Origin of the sequence: Methylobacterium sp. FF17, from assembly GCF_025813715.1 — a bacterium.
Taxonomy (GTDB): domain Bacteria; phylum Pseudomonadota; class Alphaproteobacteria; order Rhizobiales; family Beijerinckiaceae; genus Methylobacterium; species Methylobacterium flocculans.
This window is the reverse complement of record NZ_CP107532.1, coordinates 3241349-3266758: the sequence shown is the minus strand read 5'-3', so window position 1 is coordinate 3266758 and position 25410 is coordinate 3241349. Positions and strand designations below refer to the sequence as shown.

Genomic DNA, 25410 nt, shown 5'->3' with positions numbered 1-25410 from the left:
CTTCTCGGATGGGGTCGCGGGTCACAGGTCGATCGGTGCGTTGTCGACCACCTCCTTCATCACGAAGAAGGTCCGGGTCTGGCGGACCCCCGGCAGGGCGATCAGCGTGGCGCTGTGCAGGCGGTTGAAATCCGCCATATCGGAGACGCGGATCTTGAGGAAGTAGTCGAAATCGCCGGCAACCAGATGGCAGTCGAGCACCATCGGCATGGCACGGGCCGCGGCCTCGAAGGCCGCGAAGCTCTCCGGCGTGGAGCGGTCGAGGACCACGCCAACCATGACGAGCGAGCCCCGTCCGACCTTCTCCGGCGCGAGCAGGGCGCGCACGCCGCGGATGTATCCCTCCTCGAACAGGCGCTGGATGCGCCGGTGGCAGGTGGCAGCGCTGGTGTTCACCCGCTTGGCGATCTCGGCATTGCCCATTCGGCCATCCGCCTGAAGCAGGCGGAGAATCTTCAGGTCCATGCGGTCGAGCGCAGCGTCCATGAACGAACCTTCCACGAAGCGTGATTTTGGCGGAGGGAATGACCGCCGCGAGAACCGTTTAACATCCTCCGGAGAAATTCACGGGCGAAATTCGAGAGCACCTTTCGCGAAGGCTTTGCTAGCGTTTGCAGGTCTCACGTGAAGGACATCTGCCCCATGCTGTCGAAATTCGAGCGTTATCCCCTCACCTTCGGCCCGACTCCGATCGAGCACCTGCCGCGTCTCACCGCGCATCTCGGAGGCGACGTGCTGATCTACGCCAAGCGCGAGGATTGCAATTCCGGCCTCGCCTATGGCGGCAACAAGCTGCGGAAGCTCGAATACATCGTGCCGGATGCCATCGCGAGCGGCGCCGACACCCTTGTGACCATCGGCGGCGTTCAGTCGAACCACACCCGCATGGTGGCGGCGGTGGCCGCCAAGATCGGCATGAAGTGCCGGCTGATCCAGGAGGCCTGGGTGCCGCACGAGGATGCCGTCTACGACCGCGTCGGCAACATCATGCTGTCGCGCATCATGGGTGCAGAGACGCAGCTCGTGGATGACGGCTTCGACATCGGCATCCGCGAGAGCTGGACCAAGGCCCTCGAAGACGTGAAGGCCAAGGGCGGCAAGCCCTACCCGATTCCCGCTGGAGCCTCCGTGCACAAGTTCGGCGGCCTCGGCTTCGTCGGCTTCGCCGAGGAGGTCCGCGCCCAGGAAGCCGAGATGGGTCTGCACTTCGACTACATCGTCGTCTGCACCGTCACGGGCTCCACGCATGCGGGCATGGTGGTGGGTTTCGCCGCCGATGGCCGCGCCCGCAACGTCATCGGTATCGACGCCTCCTGCACTCCGGCCCAAACCAAGGCGCAGGTGCTGGAGATCGCGAAGAACACCGCCGAACTCATCGGCGCACGGGCGATCACTGCCGAGGATATCGTGCTCAACGAGGATTACGCCTATCCGGTCTACGGCGTGCCCTCCAAGGAGACCGTGGAGGCGATCCGCCTTTCGGCTCGGCTCGAGGGCATGATCACCGACCCGGTCTACGAGGGGAAATCGATGCAGGGCATGATCGATCTTGTGCAGAAGGGCTTCTTCCCCAAGGGCTCGCGGGTGCTCTACGCCCATCTCGGCGGCGCGCCGGCGCTCAACGGCTACAGCTACACCTTCCGCAACGGTTGAGCGTCACAGGCCGTCGGATCGCACCGACGGCAGCGCGGTGATGAGCTGACGCAGGAAGGCCTGGACCGCATGCGGCAGCTTGCGGTCCCGCATCACCTGAACCTGGATGCCACGGATCAGGCTGGCGCGTGACCGCACCGGGATGCAGACGAGTTCGCCGAGCCGCACCGGCGTCTGCACGGACAGGGCCGACATCAGCGCGATGCCCCGCGTGCGGCGCACGAAGGGCAGGAGGGCGGAGAGGATGTTGGCCGTCAGCGTCGGCTCGATGATGATCCCCTCGGCCTGACAGGCCGCATCGAATACCCGGCGGGCGGTGGTATCGAGGGTCGGCACCGCGATCGGAAAGGCCGTCAGGTCCGAAAGCTGGATCGAGGGCCGACGCGCGAGGGGATGATCGGGTGCGCTCAGTGCCACCATCTCGACGGCGTTGTCGTAGGCGACCGTGACGAGGCTCGACGGGGCGAGCGCGAAGGTGACGCCGATATCGGCGTCCCCGGCCGCCACCACGTGCGTGACCTGCGCGGGCGGCAGCATCTGCACCTCGAACCGGATGCCCGGGTAATCGCCGTGGAACTCCGCGATGGCGTTGGGCAGCAGGTCGAGGGCAAAGCCCTCCGACGTGGCGATCCGGATGAGGCCACGGGCCAGACCCTGCAATCCCTGGATCTCGGCAGCGACCTGTTCGGCCCGGATCAGGGTCTGATGGGCGTGCGTCGCGAGCAACTCCCCGGCGGGGCTCGGGACCATTCCCCGGGGCCGGCGCTCGAACAGCACGCAGTCGAGTTCGGCCTCGAGGTTGGCGATCTGACGGCTGATGGCAGATGCCGCAACGTTCAGTTGTGTAGAAGCCGAGGCAATCGACCCTGTGCGCGCGACCGCCAGGAAGTAGCGCAGCCCCGACATCTGCATCTCGACTTCTCCGTTGCCGAAACGGCATGCCCACCATCGCGAAATTCTACTTGTTGCGATGAGAGATGCACAACACCATGGCAGGGCGAAAAAAGTGGCAGATCGGCGTTCGACCCTAGATCGGGGCGCCCGTTGCGAGAGGGATTGGGACGATGGCGAGACATTCCTCGATGACGGGTGCCGCGCTCACCCTGCTCATGCTGGCGGCGAGCACGCCGGCCTTGGCGGGTAAGGCCAACGACACGCTGGTCTACGCCTCCGATACCGAGCCGGAGAACGTCAGCCCCTACCACAACAGCGCCCGCGAGGGCGTCGTCCTGGCCCGTAACGTCTGGGATACCTTGCTCTACCGCGATCCGAAGACTGGCACCTACCAGCCGATGCTGGCAACGGCCTGGACGTGGATCGATCCGGCCACCCTCGAACTGAAGCTGCGCGAGGGCGTTACTTTCCACAACGGAGACACCTTCGGCCCAGAGGACGTGGCCTTCACCTTCAACTACGTGCTGACGCCGGAAGCCCGCACGGTGACGAAGCAGAACGTCGACTGGATGAAGTCGACCGAGGTGGTGGATGCCCATACGGTTCGTATCCACCTGAAGGCGCCGTTTCCGGCAGCGCTCGAGTACCTCGCCGGTCCGACCCCGATCTTTCCGGGCGCCTACTTCAAGAAAGTCGGCCTGGACGGCTTCGCCAAGGCACCGGTGGGCACCGGCCCCTACCGCATCACGGCGGTGGAGAACGGACGCGGGGTGAAGATGGAGCGCTTCGCCAAGTATTGGACCGGCAGCCCGATCGGCACGCCCAGGATCGGCAAGCTCGAATTCCGCGTCATTCCCGATGCCGACAGCCGCATGGCCGAACTCGTCACCGGCGGCATCGACTGGATCTGGCGCGTACCGAGCGACCAGGCCGACCAGCTCAAGGGTGCGCCGAACGTCACCGTGCTGAGCGCCGAGACCATGCGCGTCGGCTTCCTGCAATTCGACACGCTGGGCCGCGCCGCGGCGAACTCGCCCCTGAAGGACGTGCGCGTGCGGCAGGCGATCTCCTACGCCATCGACCGCAAGGCCATGGTCGACAACCTCGTGCGCGGCGGAAGCCGCGTGATGAACGCCGCTTGCTTCATCGATCAGTTCGGCTGCACCGATGAGGGTGTCCCGCGCTACCCCTACGATCCCGCGAAGGCCAAGGCGCTCCTCAAGGAGGCGGGCTACCCGGACGGGTTCGAGATCGACCTCGGCGCCTACCGGGAGCGCGACTACGCCGAGGCCGTCATCGGGTATCTCCGCGCGGTCGGCATCAAGGTCCGCTTGAACTATCTCCGCTACGCCGCCCTGCGCGATATGATCCGCGGCGGCAAGGTCTCGATCGCGTTCCAGACCTGGGGTTCGTTCTCGGTCCTCGACGTCTCCGCCTTCACGGGCGTGTATTTCCGGGGCGGTGACGAGGATCTGACCAAGGATCCCGAGACCATCGCGGCGCTCCAGGCCGGCGACGGCGGAACCGATCCGGCGCAACGCAAGGCCAAGTACGCGGAGGCGCTGAAGCGCATCGCGGGCCAGGCCTACGCCCTGCCGCTGTTCTCCTACTCGACCAACTACGCCTTCACCCAGGATCTCGCCTTCACGGCACAGCCCGACGAGGTGCCGCGCTTCTACGCGGCGTCGTGGAAATAGCTCTCTTCGTGGTGTTCGGTCGGTGACCGGAGGCAAAGCGCGGGGCCCGTCTCCTGGAAGGAGAGGGGGCGCGACGCGACCCGTACGGCCGAGGCGGTCTGCCGCGATTCGTACGAGCCGGCGCCGCAATCAGACGAAGGAACCCGGACCATGCTCAGGTTCATGCTGCAACGAAGCCTGGTGGCGGCCGCGGTGGCCGTCACGGTGTCGGTGGCGAGCTTCATGCTGCTGCACCTCTCCGGCGATCTCGCCGCCGCGATCGCGGGACCGGAGGCGACCTCGGTCCAGGTGGAGGCGATCCGGGTCCAGTACGGCCTCGACAAGCCGCTGCTGGCGCAGTTCGGCGCCTGGGCGATCCGCGCGATCCAGCTCGATTTCGGCAATTCGTTCTATTTCCGCGAGAGCGTGATCGACCTCCTGGCCGCACGCATGCCGATCACCCTGTTCCTCGGCGTCGTGGCGCTCGCTGTCGCGCTGTTCGTGGCGATCCCGCTCGGGGTGCTGGCGGCGGTCAAGCGCGACACCTGGATCGACCGGGCCGCACTCTCGGTGTCGGTCCTGGGTCAGGCCATGCCGAGCTTCTGGTTCGGATTGACGCTGATCATGATCTTCTCGGTGAACCTGCGCTGGCTGCCGGTGTCCGGCAACGCGACCTGGAAGCACTTCGTGCTGCCGGCAATCGCGCTCGGCTACTACGCCATGCCGGCAGTGATGCGGCTGACCCGCAACGGGATGCTGGAGGTGCTGGCCTCGGACTATGTCCGCACGGCCCGCGCCAAGGGCCTGCCGCCGCGCAAGGTGCTGATCCGGCACGCCCTGCGCAACGCCGTCATTCCGGTGATCGCGCTCGCCGCCGTGCAGTTCGGCTTCATGCTCGGCGGTTCGATCGTGATCGAGGCGGTGTTCTCGCTCCAGGGGCTCGGGCAGCTGGCCTGGGAATCCATCGCCCGCAACGACTTTCCCGTGGTCCAGGCGATCGTTCTGGTGCTGGCGATGATCTACATCGCCCTGACGCTGGCCGCCGACCTCCTCAACGCCCTCCTCGATCCCCGGCTGCGCTCATGACCTTCCGGCCATCCGCCTCGCCCCTCAGCGCCGGCATGCCCGACGCGCCCCTGGCCCTTCCGGCCGAACCGCAGGCTCCGCTCGCCGCCGCGCGCTCCCCGACCGCCCTCGCCCTGCGGCGCGGGCTCCACCACGGCGGCTTCATGATCGGGGCCTGTATCCTCGGGGTGATCCTGCTCGCCACCCTGGCTGCGCCCCTGATCGCCCCGCACGACCCTTATGCGCAGGACGTGTCGCGCCGCCTGATCCCGCCGATCTGGCAGACCAAGGGAACCTGGGACCACGTGCTCGGCACCGACAAGCTCGGGCGCGATTATCTCAGCCGCCTGATCTACGGCAGCCAGATCTCGCTCCTCATCGGGATCGCGGCCGCCACCATCTCGGGGGTGATCGGCACGACACTGGGGATCTGCGCCGGGTATTTCGGGGGCCGGGTCGACGCGGTGGTGAGCTACGTGGTGACCACCCGCCTCGCGATGCCCGTGGTGCTGGTCGCCCTCGCCATGGCCTCCCTGGTGGGCGGCTCGCTCAAGGTGGTGGTTCTGGTGCTCGGCTTCCTCCTCTGGGACCGCTTCGCCGTCGTCACACGCGCCGCGACCCGGCAGATCCGAGACCAGGACTTCATCGCGGCGGCGCGCGCCACCGGTTTCTCCCCGGCGCGCATCCTCTTCCAGGAGGTGCTGCCCAACATCTTCAACGCGCTGATCGTCGTGGCGACCCTGGAGATGGCGCACGCCATCCTGCTGGAGGCCGCCCTCTCCTTCCTCGGCCTCGGCGTGCAGCCGCCCCTGCCCTCCTGGGGGCTGATGATCGCCGAGGGCAAGCCGTACATGTTCTTCCAGCCCTGGGTCATCACCATCCCGGGCGTCGCCCTCCTGGTCCTGGTGCTGGCGATCAACCTGCTGGGCGACGGCATCCGCGACGTCACCGCCCCCGAAGGACGGCGCTGAATCGCCCGCTTCATCACCCTCCCCCGATCACGAGTGGTTCCATGTCCCGACACGATGCGATCGCGCGCGCCGCGCGCCACTACGACGAGGGCGATTTCCTCGGCACGCTGCAGGATGCCGTCGGCCGTCCCACCGAGAGCCAGACCGACGGGCAATTGCCGAAGCTCCGAGCCTATCTCACCGACTTCCTGGTGCCGCTGATCGAGCCGCTCGGCTTCAAGAGCCGCATCGTCGACAATCCGGACGGCGTACACGGCCCGTTTCTCATCGCCGAGCGTCTGGAATCCTCCGAACTCCCCACCGTGCTGATCTACGGCCACGGCGACACCGTGCGCGGCTATCCCGAGCAGTGGCGGCAAGGCCTCGACCCCTGGGCGATCACCGTGGAGGGCGACCGCTGGTACGGACGCGGCACCGCCGACAACAAGGGCCAGCACATTCTCAACCTCGGGGCGCTGGCGGCGGTGATGGAGGCGCGCGGCGGGCGCCTCGCCTTCAACACCAAGCTCCTTATCGAGATGGGCGAAGAATCCGGCTCGCCCGGCCTGCGCGAGGTCTGCCGGGCCGAGGCCGAGGCCCTGCGGGCCGATGTGCTCATCGCCTCGGACGGGCCCCGCGTCAGCGCCGAGCGACCGACCGTCTTCCTGGGTTCGCGGGGCGGCTACACCTTCGAGATGCTGCTGGACCTGCGCGAGGGCAGCCACCATTCCGGGAACTGGGGCGGCCTGCTGCGAAACCCCGGTACCGTGCTCGCCAACGCCATCGCCACCCTGGTGGACGGACGCGGCACCATCCTGGTCGATGCCCTGCGCCCGCCGCCGATCCCGGACAATGTCCGCGCGGCGCTCGCCGACATCACGGTGGGCTCCGACCCGACCGCGCCGGCAATCGACACGGATTGGGGCGAGCCGGGCCTCACCGCCGCCGAGCGGGTCTTCGCCTGGAACACCCTCGAAGTCCTGGCCTTCAAGACCGGCGACCCGGAGGGTCCTCTGAACGCCGTCCCCCCCACCGCCAAGGCGACCCTGCAACTGCGCTTCGTGGTCGGCACGGACTGGGAGGGCCTCCTGCCGGCTGTGCGCGCCCATCTCGATGCGCGGGGCTTCCCCATGGTCGAAGTCCGCGCCGCCCGCACGGAGGTGTTTCGCGCCACCCGCCTGCCGGTGGAGGATCCGTGGGTGGATTGGGCACTCGCCTCGATCGCCGAGAGTACGGGCAAGCGCCCGGCCCTGCTGCCGAACCTCGGCGGCTCGCTACCCAACGATGCGTTCTCGGAGATCCTCGGGCTGCCGACCCTTTGGGTCCCCCATTCCTACCCGGCCTGCCTCCAGCACGGCCCCGACGAGCACCTCCTCGGCCCACCTTCGCGCGAGGCCCTGATGCTGATGGCGGGCCTGTACTGGGATCTCGCCGAAACCGGCCCGGCCGTCGTTGCCCGGCGCACGGCGTCGAAGGAAACCTGAGCATGAGCGAGCCCGTCGTCCGGATCCGGAACCTGACCCTGGCCCTGCCCCGGGGCGCCGACCGCCCGCACGCGGTCGAGGATCTGTCCCTCGACCTGATGCCGGGCAAGATCCTCTGCGTCGTCGGTGAATCGGGCTCCGGCAAGTCGATGAGCGCCTACGCGCTCACCGGCCTGCTGCCCGCCGCCCTCAAGCCCACCGGCGGTCAGATCCTGTTCGAGGAGCAGGATCTCCTCACCCTCGACGAGCGCCGCTGGCGCGCCCTGCGAGGCCGCCGGATCGCCATGGTGTTTCAGGAGCCCATGACGGCCCTGAACCCCGTCATGCGGATCGGCGACCAGATCGCCGAGATGTTCGAGGCGCACGGCCTCCTCACGCCCGCCGAGCGCCGAGCCCGCGCCGTCGCACTGGCCACCGAGGTCGGCCTGCCAGACCCTGCCCAGATCGTGCGGTCCTACCCGCACCAGCTCTCCGGCGGCCAGCGCCAGCGCGCGATGATCGCGATGGCGCTGGCGCTGGAACCCTCGATCCTAGTGGCCGACGAGCCGACCACGGCACTCGACGTCACCACCCAGGCGCAGATCCTGAAACTGATCCGCGACCTGCAGCAGCGCCGGGGCATGAGCGTCCTGTTCATCACGCACGATTTCGGCGTGGTGGCGGACATCGCCGATCACGTGGCCGTGCTCCAGCGGGGCAAGCTGGTGGAGCAGGGCAGCGCCGCCGACGTGCTCCGAAACCCGCAGCATCCCTACACAAAGGCGCTGCTGGCGGCGGTCCCGAGCCTCGTGCCGCCAGACCGAACCTCCCGGGCGGCCGAGCCCCTGGCCCTTTCGGTGATCGGTCTCGTCAAGACCTACACCACCCGGGGCGGGCTGTTCGGAAAGCCGCGCGTGGTCGAGGCCGTGAAGGAGGTCGCCTTCGACGTCCGGCGCGGCGAGACCCTGGGGCTCGTGGGGGAATCGGGGTCCGGCAAGTCCACCACCGCGCGCCTCGCGATCCGTCTGATCGAGCCCGACAGGGGCACGGTGCGCCTCGGTGCGCTCGACTACACGGCGCTCGGCCCTCGCGCCCTGCGCGACGAGCGCCGTCGGATCCAGATGATCTTCCAGGACCCCTTCGCCTCCCTCAACCCGCGCCGCACCGTCGAGCAGATTCTCACCGCCGGGCCGATCGCCCACGGCACACCGCGCCATCAGGCCCGGGCGCGGGCCCGCGAACTCCTCGACCTCGTCGGCCTCTCACCGAGCGCGGCCGAGCGCTACCCGAACGCGTTCTCGGGCGGTCAACGCCAGCGCATCGGTATCGCCCGCGCGTTGGCCATGGAGCCCGACGTGCTGGTGGCCGACGAGGCGGTCTCGGCCCTCGACGTCTCGGTCCAGGCTCAGGTGCTCGACCTGCTGGAGGATCTGAAGCAGCGCCTGAACCTGGCGATGCTGTTCATCACCCACGACCTGCGGGTCGCCGCCAAGATCTGCGACCGCATCGCCGTGATGCATCGCGGCGCCATCGTGGAGATGCGCCCGACCGCCGACCTCTTCCGTGCGCCCGAGCATGCCTATACCCGCGACCTCCTCGGCGCCGTTCCGGGGCTGCTCGCGGCGCGGGCCTGAGGGTTTCCTTCGGCGAGGCGACGCGACATGGTCGCCCCGACGGAGAGCTCCCCATGCCGCAACACGACGATCTCGCCCCCTTCCATATCCTGCTCGGAGACGGCGGCGTCCTGACCGATCCGGGGATGACCGACCGGTACACGCGCGATCATCGCGACCTCATGCAGGGGTCAACCCCGGCGGTGCTCCGCCCGCGCAGCGTGGAGGAGGTTCAGGGGCTCGTGCGCCTGGCCCGAGCCGGTGGGTTCGGCCTCGTGCCGCAGGGCGGCAATACGAGTTACGTCGGCGGTGCGACCCCGGAACCCGGTCGGCGCCAGCTCATCGTCAGCCTGGAGCGAATGACCCGCATCCGCGCGGTGGACCCCCTGAACTTCACGCTTGCGTGCGATGCCGGGATCATCCTGGCGGACGCGCAACGGGCGGCCGAGGCCGAAGGCTTGTTCCTGCCGCTGAGCCTGGGGGCGGAGGGAAGCTGCCGGCTCGGCGGCAATCTCGGCACCAATGCGGGCGGGCTTCAGGTCCTGCGCTACGGCATGGCCCGCGACCTCGTCCTCGGTCTGGAGGTGGTGCTGCCCGACGGCGCGCTGTTCTCCGACATGCGGACCTTGCGCAAGAACAACATCGGCTACGACCTCAAGCAGCTCTACATCGGCGCCGAAGGGACCCTCGGCATCATCACGGGCGTCGTGCTGAAGCTCTGGCCGGCGCAAGCCCAGCGCGCGACGGCCTGGATCGAACTCGCGGCGGGCGCGCCGATCCCCGAGATGGCGGCCACGGTGCGGCGGGAGACGTCCGACCTCGTCTCGACCTTCGAGCTGATCTCCGCCTCCTCCCTCGACCTCGTCGCGGCGATGCAGGGCGCCGGGACAGGGCTGAAGGCGGGTCCGGGCGGCGCCGTCCTCCTCGAGCTCACGGCGTCCTCATCGCGGATTGACCTCGACGCGGTGCTGATGGGCTGCCTCGAAGACCTGATGGAGCGGAGCTGGGTCACCGACGCGGTGCTGGCCCAGTCGGAGGCGCAGCGCCGGGCGATGTGGGCGGTCCGCGAGACAATTCCCGAGGGCGAGAAGCATGCGGGCGGCTCCGTGAAGCACGACATCGCCGTGCCGATCTCGAACATCACCGCGTTCCTCGAGCGCGGCGCGGCGCTCCTCGCGGAACACCTGCCGGAGGTGCGTCTCTCGGTCTACGGCCATGTCGGCGACGGCAACCTGCACTACAACCTCGTGGTCCCGCAGGGTCGGGACCGGCTGGACTTCACGCGCGCGATCGAGGCGGACTTCGCTCATCGCCTCTACGCCGCCGCGATCGAACTCGGCGGCAGCTTCAGCGCCGAGTACGGCATCGGGCGCTTCAAGCGCGACCTGCTGGTGCGCTACGCCGATCCGGCCCGTCTCGCACTGATGGAGACGGTGAAGCGCAGCCTCGATCCGGACGGGATCATGAACGCGGGGGCGATGCTCTGAGGCGGATCAGTCCTGGAAGGACAGCGTCGCACGGGTCCCGACGCGATCGACGCCATAGACCAGGGCCGAGCGCAGGTTCGTGGCCATCGCCCGGATGATGCGGGAGCCCAGACCGGTGCCGCGCGGCTGCCCCTCCCCGGTCCAGCCGACGCCGTCATCCTCTACGGTGAGGGTGATGCCCTCCGCCCCCGCGCGGGCCAGGGACACCCGGATCTCACCGGGAATCTCGGCCGGATAGGCGTACTTGTAGGCATTGGTCACGAGCTCGGTGACGACCACGCCCACCGACACCGCCTTGTCGGTGGCCAGCCGCACGGGCTCGGCCCTCAGCCGGATGGCGTGGTCGCGGCCCGCGGCCTTCATCGCGGCCTGGAGCTCCTCCACGAGGCTCGCGAGGTAGGCATCGAGGTCCACCGCCTCGACGTCGTCGGAGGTGTAGAGGCGCCGATGAATGCCGGCGATGGCCGAGATGCGCGCCTGCATCTCCTGAAGGGCGGCTTTGGCGGCGGGGTCGGTCACCGCGTTGGCCTGCATATGTGTCAGGGCTGCCACGAGGGCCAGGGAATTGGCGACCCGGTGGTTGACCTCGCGAAGCATGATCTCGGCACGGTCCCGCGCCTCGCGCACCTCGCGCTCCGCCCGCTCCTTGTCGCGGCGCAGCGCTTCCTGGCGCAGGGCGGTATCGATGGCCCCGCCGAGGAGTTCGCGGAACTGGCCCTGGAGGTCCTTCCAGACATAGTCGACGGCACCCGCCTTCAGCGCGGCGACGGCGACCCGGCTGTCCTCCGAGCCGGTGACGTAGACCACCGGGGGTGCGTCCGGGAGCGCGCGGATCGCCGGAAGGAGGTCGAGGCCGGTCTGGCCGGGCATGTGATGATCGAGGGCGACCACGTCGATCCCGCCCGCCGCGAGGCGCGCGAGGCCGGCATCGCCATCGGGTGCGAGTTCCACGGCGTAGCCCCGCGCTTGGAGCGCGCGCTGCACCAGCCGCCCGAGGCCGGGGTCGTCGTCGACGTAGAGGACGCGACCGCGATCCTGGGGGACAGGCTCGGTCATGGATTCTCGGGCACCTGCATCACGGAGAAGAACAGCCCGAGTTGCCGGATGGCGTTGGCGAAGCCTTCGTAATTCACGGGCTTGGTGATGTAGACGTTGGCGCCGAGGTCGTAGCAGCGCTGGATCTCGCGCTGGTCGTCGGTGGTGGTGAGCACCACCACGGGGGAGCGACGCGTGTGCGGGTTCGCCTTCACCTTCTCCAGGATGTCGATGCCCGTCATGTCGGGCAGGTTCAAGTCGAGCAGGATCAGGAGGTGGCGCTTCGCGCTCACCTCGCCGGTCCCGTCCGCACCGAGCAGGTATTCGAGGGCCGTCGTTCCGTCCCGGAACGGTCGGATCGCGTTGTTCACGCCGGCGCGGCGGATGTTGCGTTCGATCAGCCGGGCATGTCCCTCATCGTCCTCGATCATGACGATTTCGACGGCGTTCACGCGGGGTATTATCCTTATTCCGCGGCGAGCCGCAGGGGCGGTCCATCCTGACCATGACCTGTAACGGTCCCGCGCGGAAGCGTCACGCTGAAGGTTGTACCAACCCGCAATTCCGACGTGACCTCGATGCGCCCGCCCAGCGAGCGCACCAGCGCCTTGACGTGAGCGAGGCCGATACCCTCCCCCGGCCTGTCCTGAGCACCGGAGCGCCGGAACAGTTCGAACACCCGGGCATGGTCCCGGGCCGCGATCCCGCGGCCGTTATCCGCCACGCTGAACCGGACGCGGCCGCCCCCGACGCCCTCCGCCCGGACCTCGATCCGCCCCGGCCGTGCGGGATCGAGGTACTTCACCGCGTTGTCGATGAGGTTGCCGAAGACCTGTTCGATCGCGAGACGGTCGGCGGTGATCGCGGGCAGGTCCGGGGCCACGATCACGGTGGCGCCCGCCTGCTCCGTCTGGTGGCGCTGCGCATCCGCGATGCGGTTCATCAGCGCCGTCATGTCGAGGCGCTCTGGCGAAAAGTTGCGCCGTCCTTCGCGGGAGAGCTTGAGGATGGCGGCGATCAGGCTCTCCATGCGGGTCACGGCCGCCTGGATGAAGCCCAGGGCCTCCCCGAGGTCGGCATCGATCCGCTCCGCCTGCGGATGCCCGCGCAAAGCCTCGCCGATCTCCGTACGCGTCGCCTCCAGTTCGCTGGTGAAGCCCATCACGTTGACGAGAGGCGCACGCAGATCGTGGCTGACGATGTAGGCGTAGCGCTGGATCTCCTCGTTCGATTCGCGAAGCTCGGCCTCGACCTGACGCTGCTCCGTGATGTCGGTGTGCACGCCGACCCATTCCTGGATCTCACCGCGCGCGTCGAGGATCGGGACGGCCCGGATGGCGTAGTGCCGCCAGCTTCCGTCCGCGTTGCGCACCCGGTGCTCATGCACGAAGGTCCGGCGTTCGCGGACGGTGGCGGTCCACGCCTCCACGGAGGCCTGCGCATCGTCGGGATGCACGGCATCGGCCCAGCCGTAGCCCTCGTACTCGGCCCGGGTCTGCCCGGTGATGGCGCTCCAGCCGGGCTGATCGCCCACCATCCGGCCGTCGGCATCGTTCGTCCAGAGAACGCCGCGCACGGCCTGCACGGCGGCCCGGAACCGCGCCTCGCTGGCGCGCAGCTCACGCTGGATCCGCTGCTGGTCGAGGGACGAAGCGAGCATCGCCAGGAACAGGATCAGGAAGGTCGCGCCTGCGACCGCCAGGGCGAGGTTCTGCTGTCCGTGGCCCATGTCGGCGGAGGGCATCGCGTGGGCCCCGGCCGCGTCGCCCGTGAAGGTCGCCGCGGCCATGCCCGTGTAGTGCATGCCGGCCACCGCGATGCCCATCACGCAGGCGGCGATCAGCTTCTGGGCGACGCTGATCTGCCGGAAGGTGAGCCAGAGCGCCGTCGTGGCGGCCGTGACCGCGATGAGCACCGAGATCGCCACGACGGGCGCGTGATAGGCGAGGTTCCCCGGTACCCGCATCGCCGCCATGCCGGTGTAATGCATCGCCGCGACCCCGAGCCCCATCGCCGGACCGGCGATGAGCAGGTCGCGCGGGCTGGCCCCCCTCCGGCTGATCCAGCCGAAGGCCGCGCCGGTGAACCCGACGGCGATCGCCAGCGACAACAGGGTGGTGGCGAGATCGTAGGCCGCCGGCATCCCCATCTCGAAGGCCAGCATGCCGACGAAGTGCATCGACCAGATCCCGCCGCCCATCGCCGCCGCTGCGCCCGCGATCCAGCCCCAGCGCGCGCTTCCGGCGGTCCGGCCCGCGCGGCCGCCGAGGTCGAGGGCCGTATAGGACGCGAAGATCGCGATGGAGATGGACAGGGCGACGAGCGCCGGATCGTAACCGGTATGGACCATGGGCGGGCGGGACAGTCCGTTGTTCGGCGCGGATCTTCGCGACGATAGCGCGCGCACAGGTCCAGGACCATCGGGCGATGTGCGGCCCGCCGGGGCATCTCCGGTGCCGCCCTGCACTACACTTCAGCGCCCGCATGCCGTAAGGGCGCTGCAACCTGACGAAAACCCGCGCAGCCTTGATTCGGAAGCCATGATCCGCCTCGAGAAAATCGGCAAGCAGAACGGCCGCCAGATCGTCTTCATCGAGGCGTCCGCCGCCTTGCAGCGGGGCGAGAAGGTCGGGCTCGTCGGCCCGAACGGTGCCGGCAAGACCACCCTATTCCGGATGATCACCGGCGAGGAGCAGCCCGACGAGGGCCAGGTCGCCGCTGATCGCGGCATCACCATCGGGTATTTCAGCCAGGATGTCGGCGAGATGTCCGGCCGCAGCGTCGTTTCCGAGGTGATGAACGGCGCCGGCCCGGTGAGCGAGATCGGGGCCGAGCTCAAGCTAGTCGAGCAGGCGCTGGCCGATCCCGATCGTGCCGACGAGATGGAGGCCCTGATCGAGCGCTACGGCGAGGTGCAGGCTCGATTCGAGGAACTCGACGGCTACGCGCTCGAAGGGCGCGCCTACGAGGTGCTGGCGGGCCTGAGCTTCTCCCAGGAGATGATGGACGGCGATGTCGGGAAGCTCTCCGGGGGCTGGAAGATGCGCGTTGCGCTGGCCCGCATCCTCCTCATGAACCCCGACGTCATGCTCCTCGACGAGCCGAGCAACCACCTCGACCTGGAGAGCCTGATCTGGCTGGAAGCCTTCCTCAAGGGCTACGAGGGCGCGCTGCTGATGACGTCGCACGACCGCGAGTTCATGAACCGCATCGTGACGAAGATCGTCGAGATCGACGGCGGCCAGTTGACGACCTACTCGGGCGACTATGCCTTCTACGAGCAGCAGCGGGCCCTCAACGAGACGCAGCAGCAGGCCCAGTTCGAGCGCCAGCAGGCCATGTTGGCCAAGGAGATCAAGTTCATCGAGCGCTTCAAGGCGCGGGCTTCCCATGCCGCTCAGGTGCAGAGCCGGGTGAAGAAGCTCGACAAGATCGAACGGGTTGAGCCGCCCAAGCGCCGGCAGAGCGTCGCCTTCGAGTTCCTGCCTGCTCCGCGCTCGGGCGACGACGTCGTGATGCTCAAGAACGTGCACAAGCGCTACGGCAGCCGCACCATCTACGACGGCCTCGACTTCGCGATCCGCCGGCGCGAGCGCTGGTGCGTGATGGGGATCAACGGCGCCGGCAAGTCCACGCTCCTCAAGCTCGTCACCGGCACCGCCTCGCCCGACGACGGGACCGTGGCGGTCGGCGGGAGCGTCAAGCTCGGCTACTTCGCGCAGCACGCGATGGACGTGCTCGACGGGGATCGCACGGTGTTCGGCTTCCTGGAGGATTCATTCCCCCAGGCGGGCCAGGGATCTCTGCGGGCGCTGGCCGGCTGCTTCGGCTTCTCGGGCGACGATGTCGAGAAGCGCTGCCGGGTACTCTCCGGAGGCGAGAAGGCCCGCCTCGTAATGGCGCGGATGCTCTACGATCCGCCGAACTTCCTCGTGCTGGACGAGCCGACCAACCACCTCGACATGGGCACCAAGGAGATGCTCATCGCCGCGCTGGCGAGCTACGAAGGCACGATGCTGTTCGTCAGCCACGACCGGCATTTCCTCGCCGCCCTGTCGAACCGCGTGCTCGAACTGACGCCGGACGGCATCCACCAGTATGGCGGCGGATACACCGAGTACGTCGCCCGCACCGGCCAGGAGGCGCCCGGCCTGCGCAGCTGAAGCCGAGCACTGGATCCCCACGATCTTTATTCCATCGTCGGGGCGAGCTTCCGGACGGCCTTCACGTCCTCGCCCAGCCAAGCCGCGTTCTTGGCCGTGCCATCGAAGGTCGCACTGGTCTTGAACAGCTCGTATTTGCCCTGGAGGGCGTAGGGTTTGCTCCGCTCGAGAAGCTCGGCCACCGCCGCCTTGTCCATCGGCTTGAAGGTGTTCACGGCCTCGAAGGCCTGATCGAGATCACGCTGGCTCTCGATGCCGGTGATGACCACGCTGGTCGGCAGGTTCAGGCAGAAGTGCAGGTATTCGAGCGGCTTGATGGGCGCGTCGCTCTTCAGGATCACGCCGTCTCCGAAGGTCTTCATGCCGAGCGCCGCGATGCCGGCCTGGACGAGGTAGGGCAGCACAAGGTGCCCGAAGGACCGGAAATGCGCGTCCATGACGTTCAGTGGCATCTGCACGGAATCGAAGTGGAAGCCGCGCTCGGCAGCGACTTCGAGCATCTGGAGGTGGATGCGCGGATCCTTGTGCCCGGTGAACCCGATATAGCGCAGCTTGCCGGCCTTCCGGGCTTCCACGAACGCCTCCATGGCGCCGCCCTCGGCGAAGACCCGGTCCGGGTCGTCGTAGCGCAGGATCTCGTGGTGCTGGACGAGGTCGATGCGGTCGGTTCGCAGGCGTTTCAGCGACTCGTCGATCTGACGCATCGCCTCCTCTTTCGTGCGCCCGTCCATCTTCGACATCAGGAAGACCCGGTCGCGGTAACCGCCCTGCGCGAGAGCGGCGCCCATGCGCAGTTCCGAACGGCCGTGATTGTAGTCCCAGCAATTGTCCATGAAGGTGATGCCGCGATCGACGCCGGCATGGATCAGGCGCGTCGCCTCGTCGTCCGAGACGGCGTTCTTACCCAGGTGGAAGCCGCCCATCCCGATCGCGGAGATCTTCTCGGCGTGACGGCCGAAGGGGCGGTAGAGCATCTCGCCCCGGCGCTCGCCGGGATCCGTGATCAGCGGCAGGTCGGCCGGATCCTTCGGACGGGTTTCGGGCAGGCCGGGGGCGGTCACGGCCGCACTCGCGCTGCCGGTTGCGGCAAGGCCGGCGCCGAGGGCGGCCCCTTGTAGGAAGCTGCGGCGTTCCATATCGGGTCTCCGTGATGTGGCGATTGGGAAGGGACGCGCATTAGGCCTGCTCCATCGCGCGGGGATCGGAGGATGCGAGCGCCCGCGCCGCGTGGAGCCAACGCATCGCCGCGCAGGCGGCACCGTAACCGTTGTCGATGTTCACGGTGGTGATGCCGGGCGCGCAACTCGCCAGGATCGCGTCGAGGGCGGTCCGGCCCCCTTCGGCCACGCCGTACCCGACGGAGGTCGGCACGGCGATGAGCGCACTCGCAACGAGTCCGCCGACGACGCTCGGCAGGGCGGCATCCATGCCGGCGGCCACGATGAGGATGGGATGTGCCCGGATCTCGTCCAGGCGGCGGGTCAGGCGCCAAAGGCCGGCGACCCCGACGTCAGCGAAGAGGGTGGTCGCGTGGCCCTGGTAGGCGAGCGTGCGCTCCGCCTCCCGCGCCACAGGCACGTCCGAGGTGCCCGCTGCGACGATGCCGATCCGCGCCGGCCCCTGCACGGGACGGCGCGGACCGAAGAAAGCCGTGCGCGAAACGGCGCAGTAATCGATCGCGCCCCTGTGCCGTTGAGCGAGGGCGGCCTCTTTGTTCGCGTCGAGGCGCGTCAGCAGCAGGGGCGCACCCCGCGCGCTGGCTTCATCCAGGATGGCATCGATCTGGTCCGAGGACTTCCCAGCGGCGTAGATCGCCTCTTCAAGGCCGATCCGCTCGGGCCGGGCGAAATCCAGGACGAATTCGTCGCTGACGCTCATGCCGAAACTCCGGTCAGGAACGCACTGCCGGTGCGGTAAGCCAGGAAGCGCACGGGCGCGTCCGGAAGGCCCGCGGGGTTGCAGGACCGAATCCGCGCCGCCAGAGCATCCCGCGCGTCGCCATCGAGGGCGGCAAGGCTCAGGGGATCGAGTTCCACCACGATGCCGGCGGCGCGTACGCGGCAGCGCACGGCTCGACCGGGCTCGGGCGGACCACCGAGAGCAGTCCCGACCAGGGTCTCGACGGTATGGATGAAGCCGAGGATCTCCGGTTCGATCCGGATGCCGGTCTCGACCCGGCTGGAAAGGCAGGGCGCGGCCGGCAGATCCGCCACGGCGCCGAGTCTCAGTTCGCGGGCGAGCGCCCGGACCGCCGACTTGTCGAACCCGGCTTCGATATAGGGATGGCGCACGCCGTGCTCGCGGGCGGCATCGAGGCCCGGCCGGTACTCCCCGAGATCGTTGAGGTTCGCCCCCGACACCATGGGGCGGTCGGTGACGTTGCGGATCGTGCCGTAAAGGTTGGTCTTGCAGAAGAAGCAGCGGTTGACCGGGTTCGCCCGGTAGTTCGGATCCGCGAATTCGCCCGCCTCGACCACGCGCAGGGACCAGCCCGCCCCGGCGGCTTGCGCCCGCACGCGGCTCGTGGCCTCGTGCGGCACGGCGGGTGAGGCCGCGTGCACCATCAGAGCCCCGTCGCCGCCCAGGACATGATGCGCCATGGCCGCCAGCGTCAGGCTGTCGACGCCTCCGCTCACCGCGACCGCGAGGGGGCCGATCCCGGCGAGCACGTCCGAAAGCCGCTCACGGGGCGGAGCGCTCATGCGTCGTCTCCCCTTTCACGGTACTCACGAAGGGCGATCGCCTCAGCCTCCCGGCGCAGGGCCGCGCGCGCCGCGTGGCCTTCCGTGGCGAGGGCGTCGTCGGCTTCGGCCTTGGCCGTCGCGCCGCCGGGGCGCCCCACGACCTTGACCCGGACTTCCCGCCCGTCGACGGACACCGTCGCGGCGTGGCGCTGCAGGGCCGCACCGGAGACGATGTGATGGCGAAGACCGATGGTTGTCGTCTCGGTGAAGCACGCCGCAATGGCGCCCTCGATGGCGCTGGCGCGCGCGAGCGCCCGGACGTGAGTGGTCATACGGCCTTTCTTGCCGAAGGCCGGCATCTGCACGACGTCGAAGATATCCGGATGCGTGCGCAAGCGATCGAGCCCCATCGCCAGATCCTCCGCCGACTGGTCGTCCACCTCGAACTCGATGACGCCGAGTTCGCGATGCTCGCCGGCCGTCCGCATGACCGTTCGGGTTTCCGTATAGACGAGGACGCGCAGGCAATTGCTGATACCGGGCAGGACCCGTGTGCCGAAGCCGATACCCGTGCCGGCGAGGATGCGCGGTGCGCCACGCGCTGCCGGTGGCGCGCGCTCCCGCAGGTATCGCAGAATGGCCGCACCCGTCGGCGTCACGCGCTCGCCCGGGATGCCGTCGTCGAGGGTGGCGAAGCCGGCGAGGAGGAGGCTGGTGGCCGGGGCCGGGACGGGCAACGGACCGTGCTGGGTCCTTACGCGGCCCGACCCGAGCGGCAGGGCTGAGACGTCCCAGGCCGAGGCGTCCAGTGCATCGATCAGGTGCGCCGCCGCCACGATGTCGGCGATCGAGTCCCAGGCGCCGACCTCGTGGAAGGCCACAGACTCCACGTCGATCCCGTGCACGCGCGCTTCGGCCTGCGCCAGATGGGTGAAGATACCGATCGCGTGGTCCCGGATCGCCGGGGCGAGCGGCGCGTTGCCCAAGTCGTCGCGGATACCGGACCAGGGCCGGTGCGCGTGGTCTGGCGCATCGGATCCGTCATGCCGATGGGCATGGCCATGATGGTGCGGGTGACTGTGCGGGCGCTCGCGTTCCCGGTCCCCGGGACTGGGCTTGCTGACCACGAACCGCCGTCCGGACAGGATTCCGTCGTTGTGGGGGATGCATTCGCACGCCACGTCGGGAAGCGCGGCCCAGATGCTGGCGAGCACCCCGGCTTCCTGCTCCGGGAAAGCGTCGAGGAGCGCGGCGGCGAACATGTCGCCCGCCACCCCTCCCAGTGCGTCGAGATGAATCTGCATGCGCTCGTTGCGTTCGCGGGGCCGTCACCGTGACAGGCGAACGCGACATCGGCCGGAAAGGTCCGGCGGCAAGCGGGGCAGCCCTCGGACCGAAGGCCGCAGCGTCGCGTGGATCAATCGGCGCGGATCGGCGCGGGCTCGGCCTTGCTCGTCCGAAACGCGCAATCGGACGGCGCGGGCCCGCCTCCGTCATCCGCCCCGCCGTCGGGGGAAGCCGTGACGAGCACGTGGCGCAGCAGCGTCGCCATCTGACCGATCTGGTAGGGCTTCTGCATCACTGGAACGCCGCGATAGGCGGCTTCGATACCCGCCGTGCCGTACCCTGTGGCGAAGATGAAGGGGATACCGCGTTCGGCCAGGAGATCGGCGATCGGATAGCTGCAGGTCTTGCCGAGGTTCACGTCGAGGACTGCCGCATCGAAGGCGATCCGCGTCGCCAGAACGAGCCCCTGTTCGAGCCGCATGGCGACGTCCACGGTACAGCCGAGTTCGAGGAGCATGTCTTCGCCGAGCATCGCCACAAGGCTTTCGTCCTCCACCAGGAGAACGCGGCGTCCCGTGAGTTCGGCCATCACGCGCCGCGCCCCAGCACCACATCCTGTCCATGCCAGCCAAGCGCGGTCAGCGGGATCGCGAGGCGGCAGACCACCCCTTCCGGGGAGAAGTTGATCTCGGCTGACCCGTCGAACTCCATCGGCAGTTGACGCTCGATCAGTCGCGTACCGAAGCCTCTCCGGCTCGGCGTTTCCACGGGTGGACCACCGGTCTCGGTCCAGGTGAGATCCAAGCGCTCACCATCGTCCATCGGCAGGAGCGCCCAGCGCACGCTCACCCGCCCCTCCGGGACGGAGAGAGCCCCGTACTTGGCGGCGTTCGTCATCAGTTCGTGCAGGGCCATGGCGAGCGTCACGGCGACCTTCGGATGCAGGCGGGTGTCGGGGCCGACGAGGTCGAACCGCGCGGTGTCGATCTCGGCCAGCGCATGCGGGGCGAGCGCGCTCTCGACGACGCTGCGCAGGCTGGCGCTCTCCCAGTTTTCGCACGTCAGAACGTTGTGTGTGTTGGACAGGGCGACCATGCGGGCATCGAACATCCGGCGGGCAGCCTCGTCGGTCTTGCCCCGGAACGTCTGCGCGGCGATCGACTGCACCGTCGCAAGGGTGTTCTTCACGCGGTGGTTCAGCTCGTTGGTCAGAAGGCGCTGGCGCTCGGCGGCCGCCTTTTCCTCGGTGATGTCCCGGACCTCGATGATCGTGCCGATGATCCGAGCGGCATCGTCCCGGATCGGGCTCGCGGTGAAGCCGACCGGGTAGAAATGCCCATCCTTGTGGACGAAGACCTCCTCGCCCCGCTCCTGGTTGTTCTCGGGGAACGCGCGATCAATGGCGCATTCTTCGAGCGGGAAGGGCCGGCCGTCCGGGTAGGTGTGGTGCACGATGTCGTGGAGCGGGCAATCGCGCGCCAGGACGTCCGACAGGCTGTAGCCGGTGAGCAACTCGGCCGCGCGGTTCATGTAAACGCAGTGCTGACGGTCATCCATCAGGAAGATCGCGACCGACGCGTTGTTCAGGACAGCGTTGAGGCGTCGCTCCGTCTCGTGGAGTTGCGAGCCCCTGCGCAAGGTCGGAAGGGTCGTGGTGGCGGTATCGAACGCATGTGTCGGTGGACGGCTCGGCACGCGATTTCAATTCCCAACCTTGATCGGCCCAACAGACGAAGACTGCGTGGCCCGCTTGCGCACGCACGCTACCGACGCGATCTCCAACTCGCCTGCATGCATCGGTAGACACGGAATGATAAGCGCAATCCATGGTCCATCGTTTGGTTCCGTGTCGAGGGACACTTCAGCTTGGGTCCGCGGCCATCCCCGGTTTCCCGCGAGGTAGGGGAACACCGAGGAGCGCTCATACCCTCACGCAGCGAGGTGGCTCTCCTCCGGTGGAACCCACCCGTCCTGTCATGCGATATGGACCCGTCGCGGGCCGGATCGGTCGCTGGTCCCGGACGCCTCGTCATGGATCTCGCCGAGGCGGTCGGGCTAGGCTAGGGATCTGGCCGCTGGCGCATCCGTGCCCCGGCACGAAGTCGATCCGAATGGACCGGGGGATATGGACGACGCGCTCGACCGCCTGAGGCAGCAGGAACATGAGCTGAGGGCGGAGATCGCCCGGCTGGAAGCAGAGCGCGATTCGCGGGTCCGTGCGCCGGCGGTGGGCCAGTTCACCTCCGCCGCCGGATCGGAATTGCTGTTCACGGCGGCGGAAAAAACCCGCATGCCGATGATCATCACGGATCCCAATCTCCCCGACAACCCGATCGTGTTCGCCAACCGGGCGTTCCAGGAGCTGTGCGGCTACGGAGCCGACGCCCTCCTCGGACGCAATTGCCGGTTCCTGCAGGGTAGCGGTACCGACCCGGCCGAGGTGGCGCGGGTGCGCGACGCCATCGCGGCCCGCCGCGACGTGGTCGTCGAGATCATCAACTATCACCGCGACGGCACCCCGTTCCGCAACGAGCTCTACGTCAGTCCCGTCTACGCGCCGGACGGTCGCCTGCTCTACTTCTTCGGCAGCCAGCTCGATGTCACGCGGTTCCGCACCGAGGAAGGCAAGCTCGCCGAGAGCGAGGCGCGCTACCGGACCCTCTTCGATGCCATCGATGCGGGCTTCTGCATCGTCGAGATGCGGTTCGATGCGGGCGGACGGGCCGTCGATTACCGGTTCCTCGAAGTGAATCCTGCCTTCGAGCGGCAGGCCGGCCTCGGGGCGGTCGTGGGGCGCTGGGTGAGCGAGGTCATTCCGGGGCTGGAGCCGAGCTGGCTCGAAATCTACGGGACGGTCGCGCTCACGGGCCGCCCGTCCCGCTTCGAGAGCGGCGCCGTCGCCCTCGGGCGCTGGTTCGACGTGCATGCCCTGCGGGTGGGCGAGCCGGTGCAGCATCGGGTCGCGATCCTGTTCAACGACATCACCGAGCGGCGCGAGGCCGAGACCCTCCTGCGCGCCACCGCCCGAGACCGCACCGTGGAGCGCGACCTCGTCTGGCGCGCAAGCCGCGACCTCCTCGTGATCTGCGGCTTCGATGGCATCTACCGCTCCGTGAACCCGGCCTGGACCGGGATGCTGGGCTGGCCCGGCGAACGGGTGCGGGGCACCAGCTTCGCTGAATACGTCCATCCCGACGATCTGCCCGCCGCCACGGTGGCGATGAAGGGGCTGAGCGCGGGTGAGATCCTCGAGAACCTCGACGTTCGAATGCGCACGGCGGATGGCGAATGGCGCTGGGTATCGTGGAACGCGATCCCCCAGGACGATCACTTCTACGCGGCCGGACGCGACGTCACCGAGCGCAAGGCCCTCGAAGAACAGTTGCGGCAATCCCAGAAGCTCGAAGCGGTGGGGCAGTTGACCGGCGGCGTCGCCCACGACTTCAACAACCTGCTGACCGTCATCAAGTCGTCCACCGACCTTCTGAAGCGGCCCGACCTGCCGGAGGACCGGCGGCAACGCTACATCGGGGCGATCTCCGACACCGTGTCGCGGGCGGCCAAGCTCACCGGCCAGCTCCTCGCCTTCGCCCGGCGGCAAGCCCTGAGTCCGGAGGTGTTCGACGTGGCCCGCGGCGTCGCCTCGGTGGCCGACATGGTGGGAACGCTGACCGGCGCGCGCATCCAGGTCGAGACCGATGTCGATCCCGGCCGCGCCGCCGACGGCACCCCGCTGACCTGCTTCGTGGATGCCGACCCGAGCCAGTTCGACACGGCGCTCGTCAACATGGTGGTGAATGCCCGCGACGCGATGGACGGCGAAGGGCGTCTGGCCATCCGAGTCCGCCGTGCCCTCGCGGTGCCGGCGGTACGCACGCATCCCCAGGTGCGCGGTGACTTCGTGGCGGTCTCCGTCTCCGATACGGGATCGGGGATCCCGCCCGAGGTCCTCGACCGGATCTTCGAGCCGTTCTTCACCACCAAGGGTGTGGGCCAGGGCACCGGCCTCGGTCTCAGCCAGGTCTTCGGCTTCGCCAAGCAGTCCGGTGGCGAGGTCGTCGTGGAGAGCACGCCGGGACAGGGTGCTACCTTTACCCTGTACCTGCCCCGGGTTGCGGGCAGTTCGGTACCGCAGGCCGAGTTGCCCGAGCCCGCGGTCCTCGCCGACGGTCACGGGACCCGCGTGCTGGTGGTCGAAGACAACCTCGAGGTCGGCGCCTTCGCCACACAGGCGCTTCAGGAACTCGACTACGACACCCACTGGGTCACGGACGCGGAACAGGCTCTCGATGCGCTTCGGCAAACGGCGACGCCCTTCGACATCGTGTTCTCGGACGTCGTGATGCCGGGCATGAACGGGATCGAACTCGGACACGCGATCCGGCGCGATTGGCCGGACGTTCCGGTGGTGCTGGCCTCCGGCTACAGCCACGTCATCGCCGAGCAGGGCACGCACGGCTTCGAACTTCTCCGCAAGCCCTACTCGGTGGAGGATCTCTCCCGCATCCTGAGGCGGGCCGTCGAGCGCGGGACCGGCGCCACGTGAGGATCCGCCACGCCCTCTCCGGTGAACCCATGGGCCGCCTCCGTGTTGGAACGCCATGCGGGACGATGGGCGCGCGCCCATGCCCCGATTCGGAATGCAGGGAGAGAGAACGATGAGCGAAGGCGCCACGGCGAGCGACAGCCCCTTCATCAAGGGCCGCAACGCACGGCTCTACGGCAAGCAGCGTGACAGTTGTCCCTATTCAGAGGGAACGCAGGACCATGCGGCCTGGATGGAGGCCTATGACGAGGCCGTGGACGACCGGGTCGAGCGCGAAACCGGAACCGTCGATCCGCAGGCGGCTGTGAAGCCCTGACCTCATCGACTGGGCGGGGGCAACCCACCTTCGCGCGGCGCGCCCTTATCAGTGAGGCACGCCGAGCGTCAGTTGCACCGCCCGGGGCGGACGTTGTGCGAGACGTCCGATCCAGATCTGACGATGCAGACGAAGTCACGGGACCACAGTCGAACAAGCGTCCGTTCGCGGTCCTCGTTCATTCGTCGTGGCTCGTTCCCCGAAATGGGGCCACTCACGTTCTGCAATGGCCTTGAGGACCGCAATGGCTGCAACGTGGCCCTTACTCCGATCCCAGCTTTAGAGAGGTCGATGCGACGATTTAGTTGATTCGAAAGATCGACCAGTCTGAGTCTGGTGAATCCAGAGCAGCATCGTCAAACTAACAAATGTGATGATCGAAGTTTTCGTTCGCCTCTGTAAGATATTTTAGATGCAGAGCACATTTTTGTGAAACCTGCCTCAGCGTTATATCCAAGTCTTCCCCGAACAGCGTGTGTTGGGTACCCGACATTACTGGCACCTCGGTGGATGACCCGCTCGAAATGAGCTACTAACGGTCATCGCGTGCACGTTCGTCTGTCCAACGGGAAGCCATG

General features: G+C 68.2%; 21 protein-coding genes. 10 read left to right on the top strand and 11 right to left on the bottom strand.

Annotated elements, in window-relative coordinates; all coding sequences use genetic code 11:
- Positions 1–21 precede the first annotated feature (21 nt).
- Positions 22–486: an Lrp/AsnC family transcriptional regulator gene (locus OF380_RS15305; RefSeq protein WP_264045378.1), complete on the bottom strand. Its 465-nt coding sequence runs from the start codon at positions 484–486 to the stop codon at positions 22–24.
- 156 nt (positions 487–642) lie between these two features.
- Here OF380_RS15305 and OF380_RS15300 point away from each other — a divergent pair, with 156 nt between their 5' ends.
- On the top strand, positions 643–1653 hold the full coding sequence (locus OF380_RS15300) for a 1-aminocyclopropane-1-carboxylate deaminase (protein ID WP_264045376.1): 1011 nt from the start codon (positions 643–645) through the stop codon (positions 1651–1653).
- 3 nt (positions 1654–1656) lie between these two features.
- On the opposite strand, the gene OF380_RS15295 is transcribed toward OF380_RS15300, so the two are convergent.
- Complete coding sequence (locus OF380_RS15295; protein ID WP_264045374.1) at positions 1657–2565, bottom strand: LysR family transcriptional regulator; 909 nt, start codon at positions 2563–2565, stop codon at positions 1657–1659.
- 152 nt (positions 2566–2717) lie between these two features.
- Here OF380_RS15295 and OF380_RS15290 point away from each other — a divergent pair, with 152 nt between their 5' ends.
- The 6 genes from OF380_RS15290 (at position 2718) to OF380_RS15265 (ending at position 10801) form a co-directional block, all read left to right on the top strand.
- Positions 2718–4244, top strand: a complete 1527-nt coding sequence (locus OF380_RS15290) for an ABC transporter substrate-binding protein (protein WP_264045372.1) — start codon at positions 2718–2720, stop codon at positions 4242–4244.
- A 150-nt stretch (positions 4245–4394) separates the two neighbouring features.
- A complete protein-coding gene (locus tag OF380_RS15285) occupies positions 4395–5309 on the top strand; it encodes an ABC transporter permease (protein ID WP_264045368.1) in 915 nt (304 codons plus the stop codon).
- A gap of 35 nt (positions 5310–5344) precedes the next feature.
- Positions 5345–6259: an ABC transporter permease gene (locus OF380_RS15280; protein WP_264051344.1), complete on the top strand. Its 915-nt coding sequence runs from the start codon at positions 5345–5347 to the stop codon at positions 6257–6259.
- 41 nt (positions 6260–6300) lie between these two features.
- On the top strand, positions 6301–7722 hold the full coding sequence (locus tag OF380_RS15275; RefSeq protein ID WP_264045367.1) for a M20 family metallopeptidase: 1422 nt from the start codon (positions 6301–6303) through the stop codon (positions 7720–7722).
- A gap of 2 nt (positions 7723–7724) precedes the next feature.
- Positions 7725–9335 (top strand): ABC transporter ATP-binding protein, encoded by a 1611-nt coding sequence (locus OF380_RS15270; RefSeq protein ID WP_264045366.1) that lies wholly within the window; start codon positions 7725–7727, stop codon positions 9333–9335.
- Positions 9336–9388: 53 nt separating this feature from the next.
- On the top strand, positions 9389–10801 hold the full coding sequence (locus tag OF380_RS15265) for an FAD-binding oxidoreductase (protein ID WP_264045364.1): 1413 nt from the start codon (positions 9389–9391) through the stop codon (positions 10799–10801).
- Positions 10802–10807: 6 nt separating this feature from the next.
- Here OF380_RS15265 and OF380_RS15260 read toward each other — a convergent pair whose 3' ends face one another.
- The 3 genes from OF380_RS15260 to OF380_RS15250 are packed head-to-tail and all read right to left on the bottom strand — an operon-like array spanning position 10808 to position 14186.
- Complete coding sequence (locus tag OF380_RS15260) at positions 10808–11857, bottom strand: sensor histidine kinase (RefSeq protein WP_264045362.1); 1050 nt, start codon at positions 11855–11857, stop codon at positions 10808–10810.
- Positions 11854–12267, bottom strand: a complete 414-nt coding sequence (locus OF380_RS15255; RefSeq protein ID WP_264051343.1) for a response regulator — start codon at positions 12265–12267, stop codon at positions 11854–11856. The genes OF380_RS15260 and OF380_RS15255 overlap by 4 nt, the downstream gene beginning before the upstream one ends.
- A 35-nt stretch (positions 12268–12302) precedes the next feature.
- Positions 12303–14186, bottom strand: coding sequence for an MHYT domain-containing protein (locus tag OF380_RS15250; protein WP_264045361.1), 1884 nt, complete (start codon positions 14184–14186; stop codon positions 12303–12305).
- Positions 14187–14376: 190 nt separating this feature from the next.
- Here OF380_RS15250 and OF380_RS15245 point away from each other — a divergent pair, with 190 nt between their 5' ends.
- A complete protein-coding gene (locus OF380_RS15245) occupies positions 14377–15999 on the top strand; it encodes an ABC-F family ATP-binding cassette domain-containing protein (protein WP_264045360.1) in 1623 nt (540 codons plus the stop codon).
- Positions 16000–16025: 26 nt separating this feature from the next.
- On the opposite strand, the gene OF380_RS15240 is transcribed toward OF380_RS15245, so the two are convergent.
- The 6 genes from OF380_RS15240 to OF380_RS15215 all read right to left on the bottom strand — a co-directional run bounded on the left by OF380_RS15240 (position 16026) and on the right by OF380_RS15215 (position 21665).
- Positions 16026–17135: an aldo/keto reductase gene (locus OF380_RS15240; RefSeq protein ID WP_264045357.1), complete on the bottom strand. Its 1110-nt coding sequence runs from the start codon at positions 17133–17135 to the stop codon at positions 16026–16028.
- 40 nt (positions 17136–17175) lie between these two features.
- Positions 17176–17877, bottom strand: a complete 702-nt coding sequence (gene larB / locus OF380_RS15235; protein WP_264045355.1) for a nickel pincer cofactor biosynthesis protein LarB — start codon at positions 17875–17877, stop codon at positions 17176–17178.
- Positions 17874–18701 (bottom strand): adenine nucleotide alpha-hydrolase family protein, encoded by an 828-nt coding sequence (locus OF380_RS15230; RefSeq protein ID WP_264045354.1) that lies wholly within the window; start codon positions 18699–18701, stop codon positions 17874–17876. Before OF380_RS15230 ends, larB begins: the two co-directional genes overlap by 4 nt.
- A complete protein-coding gene (locus OF380_RS15225) occupies positions 18698–19987 on the bottom strand; it encodes a LarC family nickel insertion protein (RefSeq protein ID WP_264045353.1) in 1290 nt (429 codons plus the stop codon). Before OF380_RS15225 ends, OF380_RS15230 begins: the two co-directional genes overlap by 4 nt.
- A 113-nt stretch (positions 19988–20100) precedes the next feature.
- Complete coding sequence (locus tag OF380_RS15220; protein ID WP_264045352.1) at positions 20101–20559, bottom strand: response regulator; 459 nt, start codon at positions 20557–20559, stop codon at positions 20101–20103.
- A complete protein-coding gene (locus OF380_RS15215; RefSeq protein ID WP_264045350.1) occupies positions 20559–21665 on the bottom strand; it encodes a sensor histidine kinase in 1107 nt (368 codons plus the stop codon). The genes OF380_RS15220 and OF380_RS15215 overlap by 1 nt, the downstream gene beginning before the upstream one ends.
- Positions 21666–22095: 430 nt before the next feature.
- Here OF380_RS15215 and OF380_RS15205 point away from each other — a divergent pair, with 430 nt between their 5' ends.
- Both OF380_RS15205 and OF380_RS15200 read left to right on the top strand, forming a co-directional pair.
- The gene (locus OF380_RS15205; protein ID WP_318784119.1) at positions 22096–24516 is read left to right on the top strand and encodes a PAS domain S-box protein; all 2421 of its coding nucleotides are present in this window, start codon (positions 22096–22098) and stop codon (positions 24514–24516) included.
- 112 nt (positions 24517–24628) lie between these two features.
- A complete protein-coding gene (locus tag OF380_RS15200; RefSeq protein WP_264045349.1) occupies positions 24629–24832 on the top strand; it encodes a ribosome modulation factor in 204 nt (67 codons plus the stop codon).
- The last annotated feature ends 578 nt before the right edge of the window (positions 24833–25410 follow it).

Excerpts from the sequence above, each read along its gene's own strand:
- OF380_RS15240 (WP_264045357.1), bottom strand. The coding sequence starts at position 17,135 with ATGGAACGCCGCAGCTTCCTACAAGGGGCCGCCCTCGGCGCCGGCCTT.
- OF380_RS15230 (WP_264045354.1), bottom strand. The coding sequence starts at position 18,701 with ATGAGCGCTCCGCCCCGTGAGCGGCTTTCGGACGTGCTCGCCGGGATC.
- OF380_RS15260 (WP_264045362.1), bottom strand. The coding sequence starts at position 11,857 with ATGACCGAGCCTGTCCCCCAGGATCGCGGTCGCGTCCTCTACGTCGAC.
- OF380_RS15220 (WP_264045352.1), bottom strand. The coding sequence starts at position 20,559 with ATGGCCGAACTCACGGGACGCCGCGTTCTCCTGGTGGAGGACGAAAGC.
- OF380_RS15280 (WP_264051344.1), top strand. The coding sequence starts at position 5,345 with ATGCCCGACGCGCCCCTGGCCCTTCCGGCCGAACCGCAGGCTCCGCTC.
- larB (WP_264045355.1), bottom strand. The coding sequence starts at position 17,877 with ATGAGCGTCAGCGACGAATTCGTCCTGGATTTCGCCCGGCCCGAGCGG.
- OF380_RS15290 (WP_264045372.1), top strand. The coding sequence starts at position 2,718 with ATGGCGAGACATTCCTCGATGACGGGTGCCGCGCTCACCCTGCTCATG.
- OF380_RS15265 (WP_264045364.1), top strand. The coding sequence starts at position 9,389 with ATGCCGCAACACGACGATCTCGCCCCCTTCCATATCCTGCTCGGAGAC.
- OF380_RS15305 (WP_264045378.1), bottom strand. The coding sequence starts at position 486 with ATGGACGCTGCGCTCGACCGCATGGACCTGAAGATTCTCCGCCTGCTT.
- OF380_RS15205 (WP_318784119.1), top strand. The coding sequence starts at position 22,096 with ATGGACGACGCGCTCGACCGCCTGAGGCAGCAGGAACATGAGCTGAGG.
- OF380_RS15270 (WP_264045366.1), top strand. The coding sequence starts at position 7,725 with ATGAGCGAGCCCGTCGTCCGGATCCGGAACCTGACCCTGGCCCTGCCC.
- OF380_RS15225 (WP_264045353.1), bottom strand. The coding sequence starts at position 19,987 with ATGCAGATTCATCTCGACGCACTGGGAGGGGTGGCGGGCGACATGTTC.
- OF380_RS15200 (WP_264045349.1), top strand. The coding sequence starts at position 24,629 with ATGAGCGAAGGCGCCACGGCGAGCGACAGCCCCTTCATCAAGGGCCGC.
- OF380_RS15255 (WP_264051343.1), bottom strand. The coding sequence starts at position 12,267 with ATGATCGAGGACGATGAGGGACATGCCCGGCTGATCGAACGCAACATC.
- OF380_RS15275 (WP_264045367.1), top strand. The coding sequence starts at position 6,301 with ATGTCCCGACACGATGCGATCGCGCGCGCCGCGCGCCACTACGACGAG.
- OF380_RS15250 (WP_264045361.1), bottom strand. The coding sequence starts at position 14,186 with ATGGTCCATACCGGTTACGATCCGGCGCTCGTCGCCCTGTCCATCTCC.
- OF380_RS15245 (WP_264045360.1), top strand. The coding sequence starts at position 14,377 with ATGATCCGCCTCGAGAAAATCGGCAAGCAGAACGGCCGCCAGATCGTC.
- OF380_RS15285 (WP_264045368.1), top strand. The coding sequence starts at position 4,395 with ATGCTCAGGTTCATGCTGCAACGAAGCCTGGTGGCGGCCGCGGTGGCC.
- OF380_RS15300 (WP_264045376.1), top strand. The coding sequence starts at position 643 with ATGCTGTCGAAATTCGAGCGTTATCCCCTCACCTTCGGCCCGACTCCG.
- OF380_RS15295 (WP_264045374.1), bottom strand. The coding sequence starts at position 2,565 with ATGCAGATGTCGGGGCTGCGCTACTTCCTGGCGGTCGCGCGCACAGGG.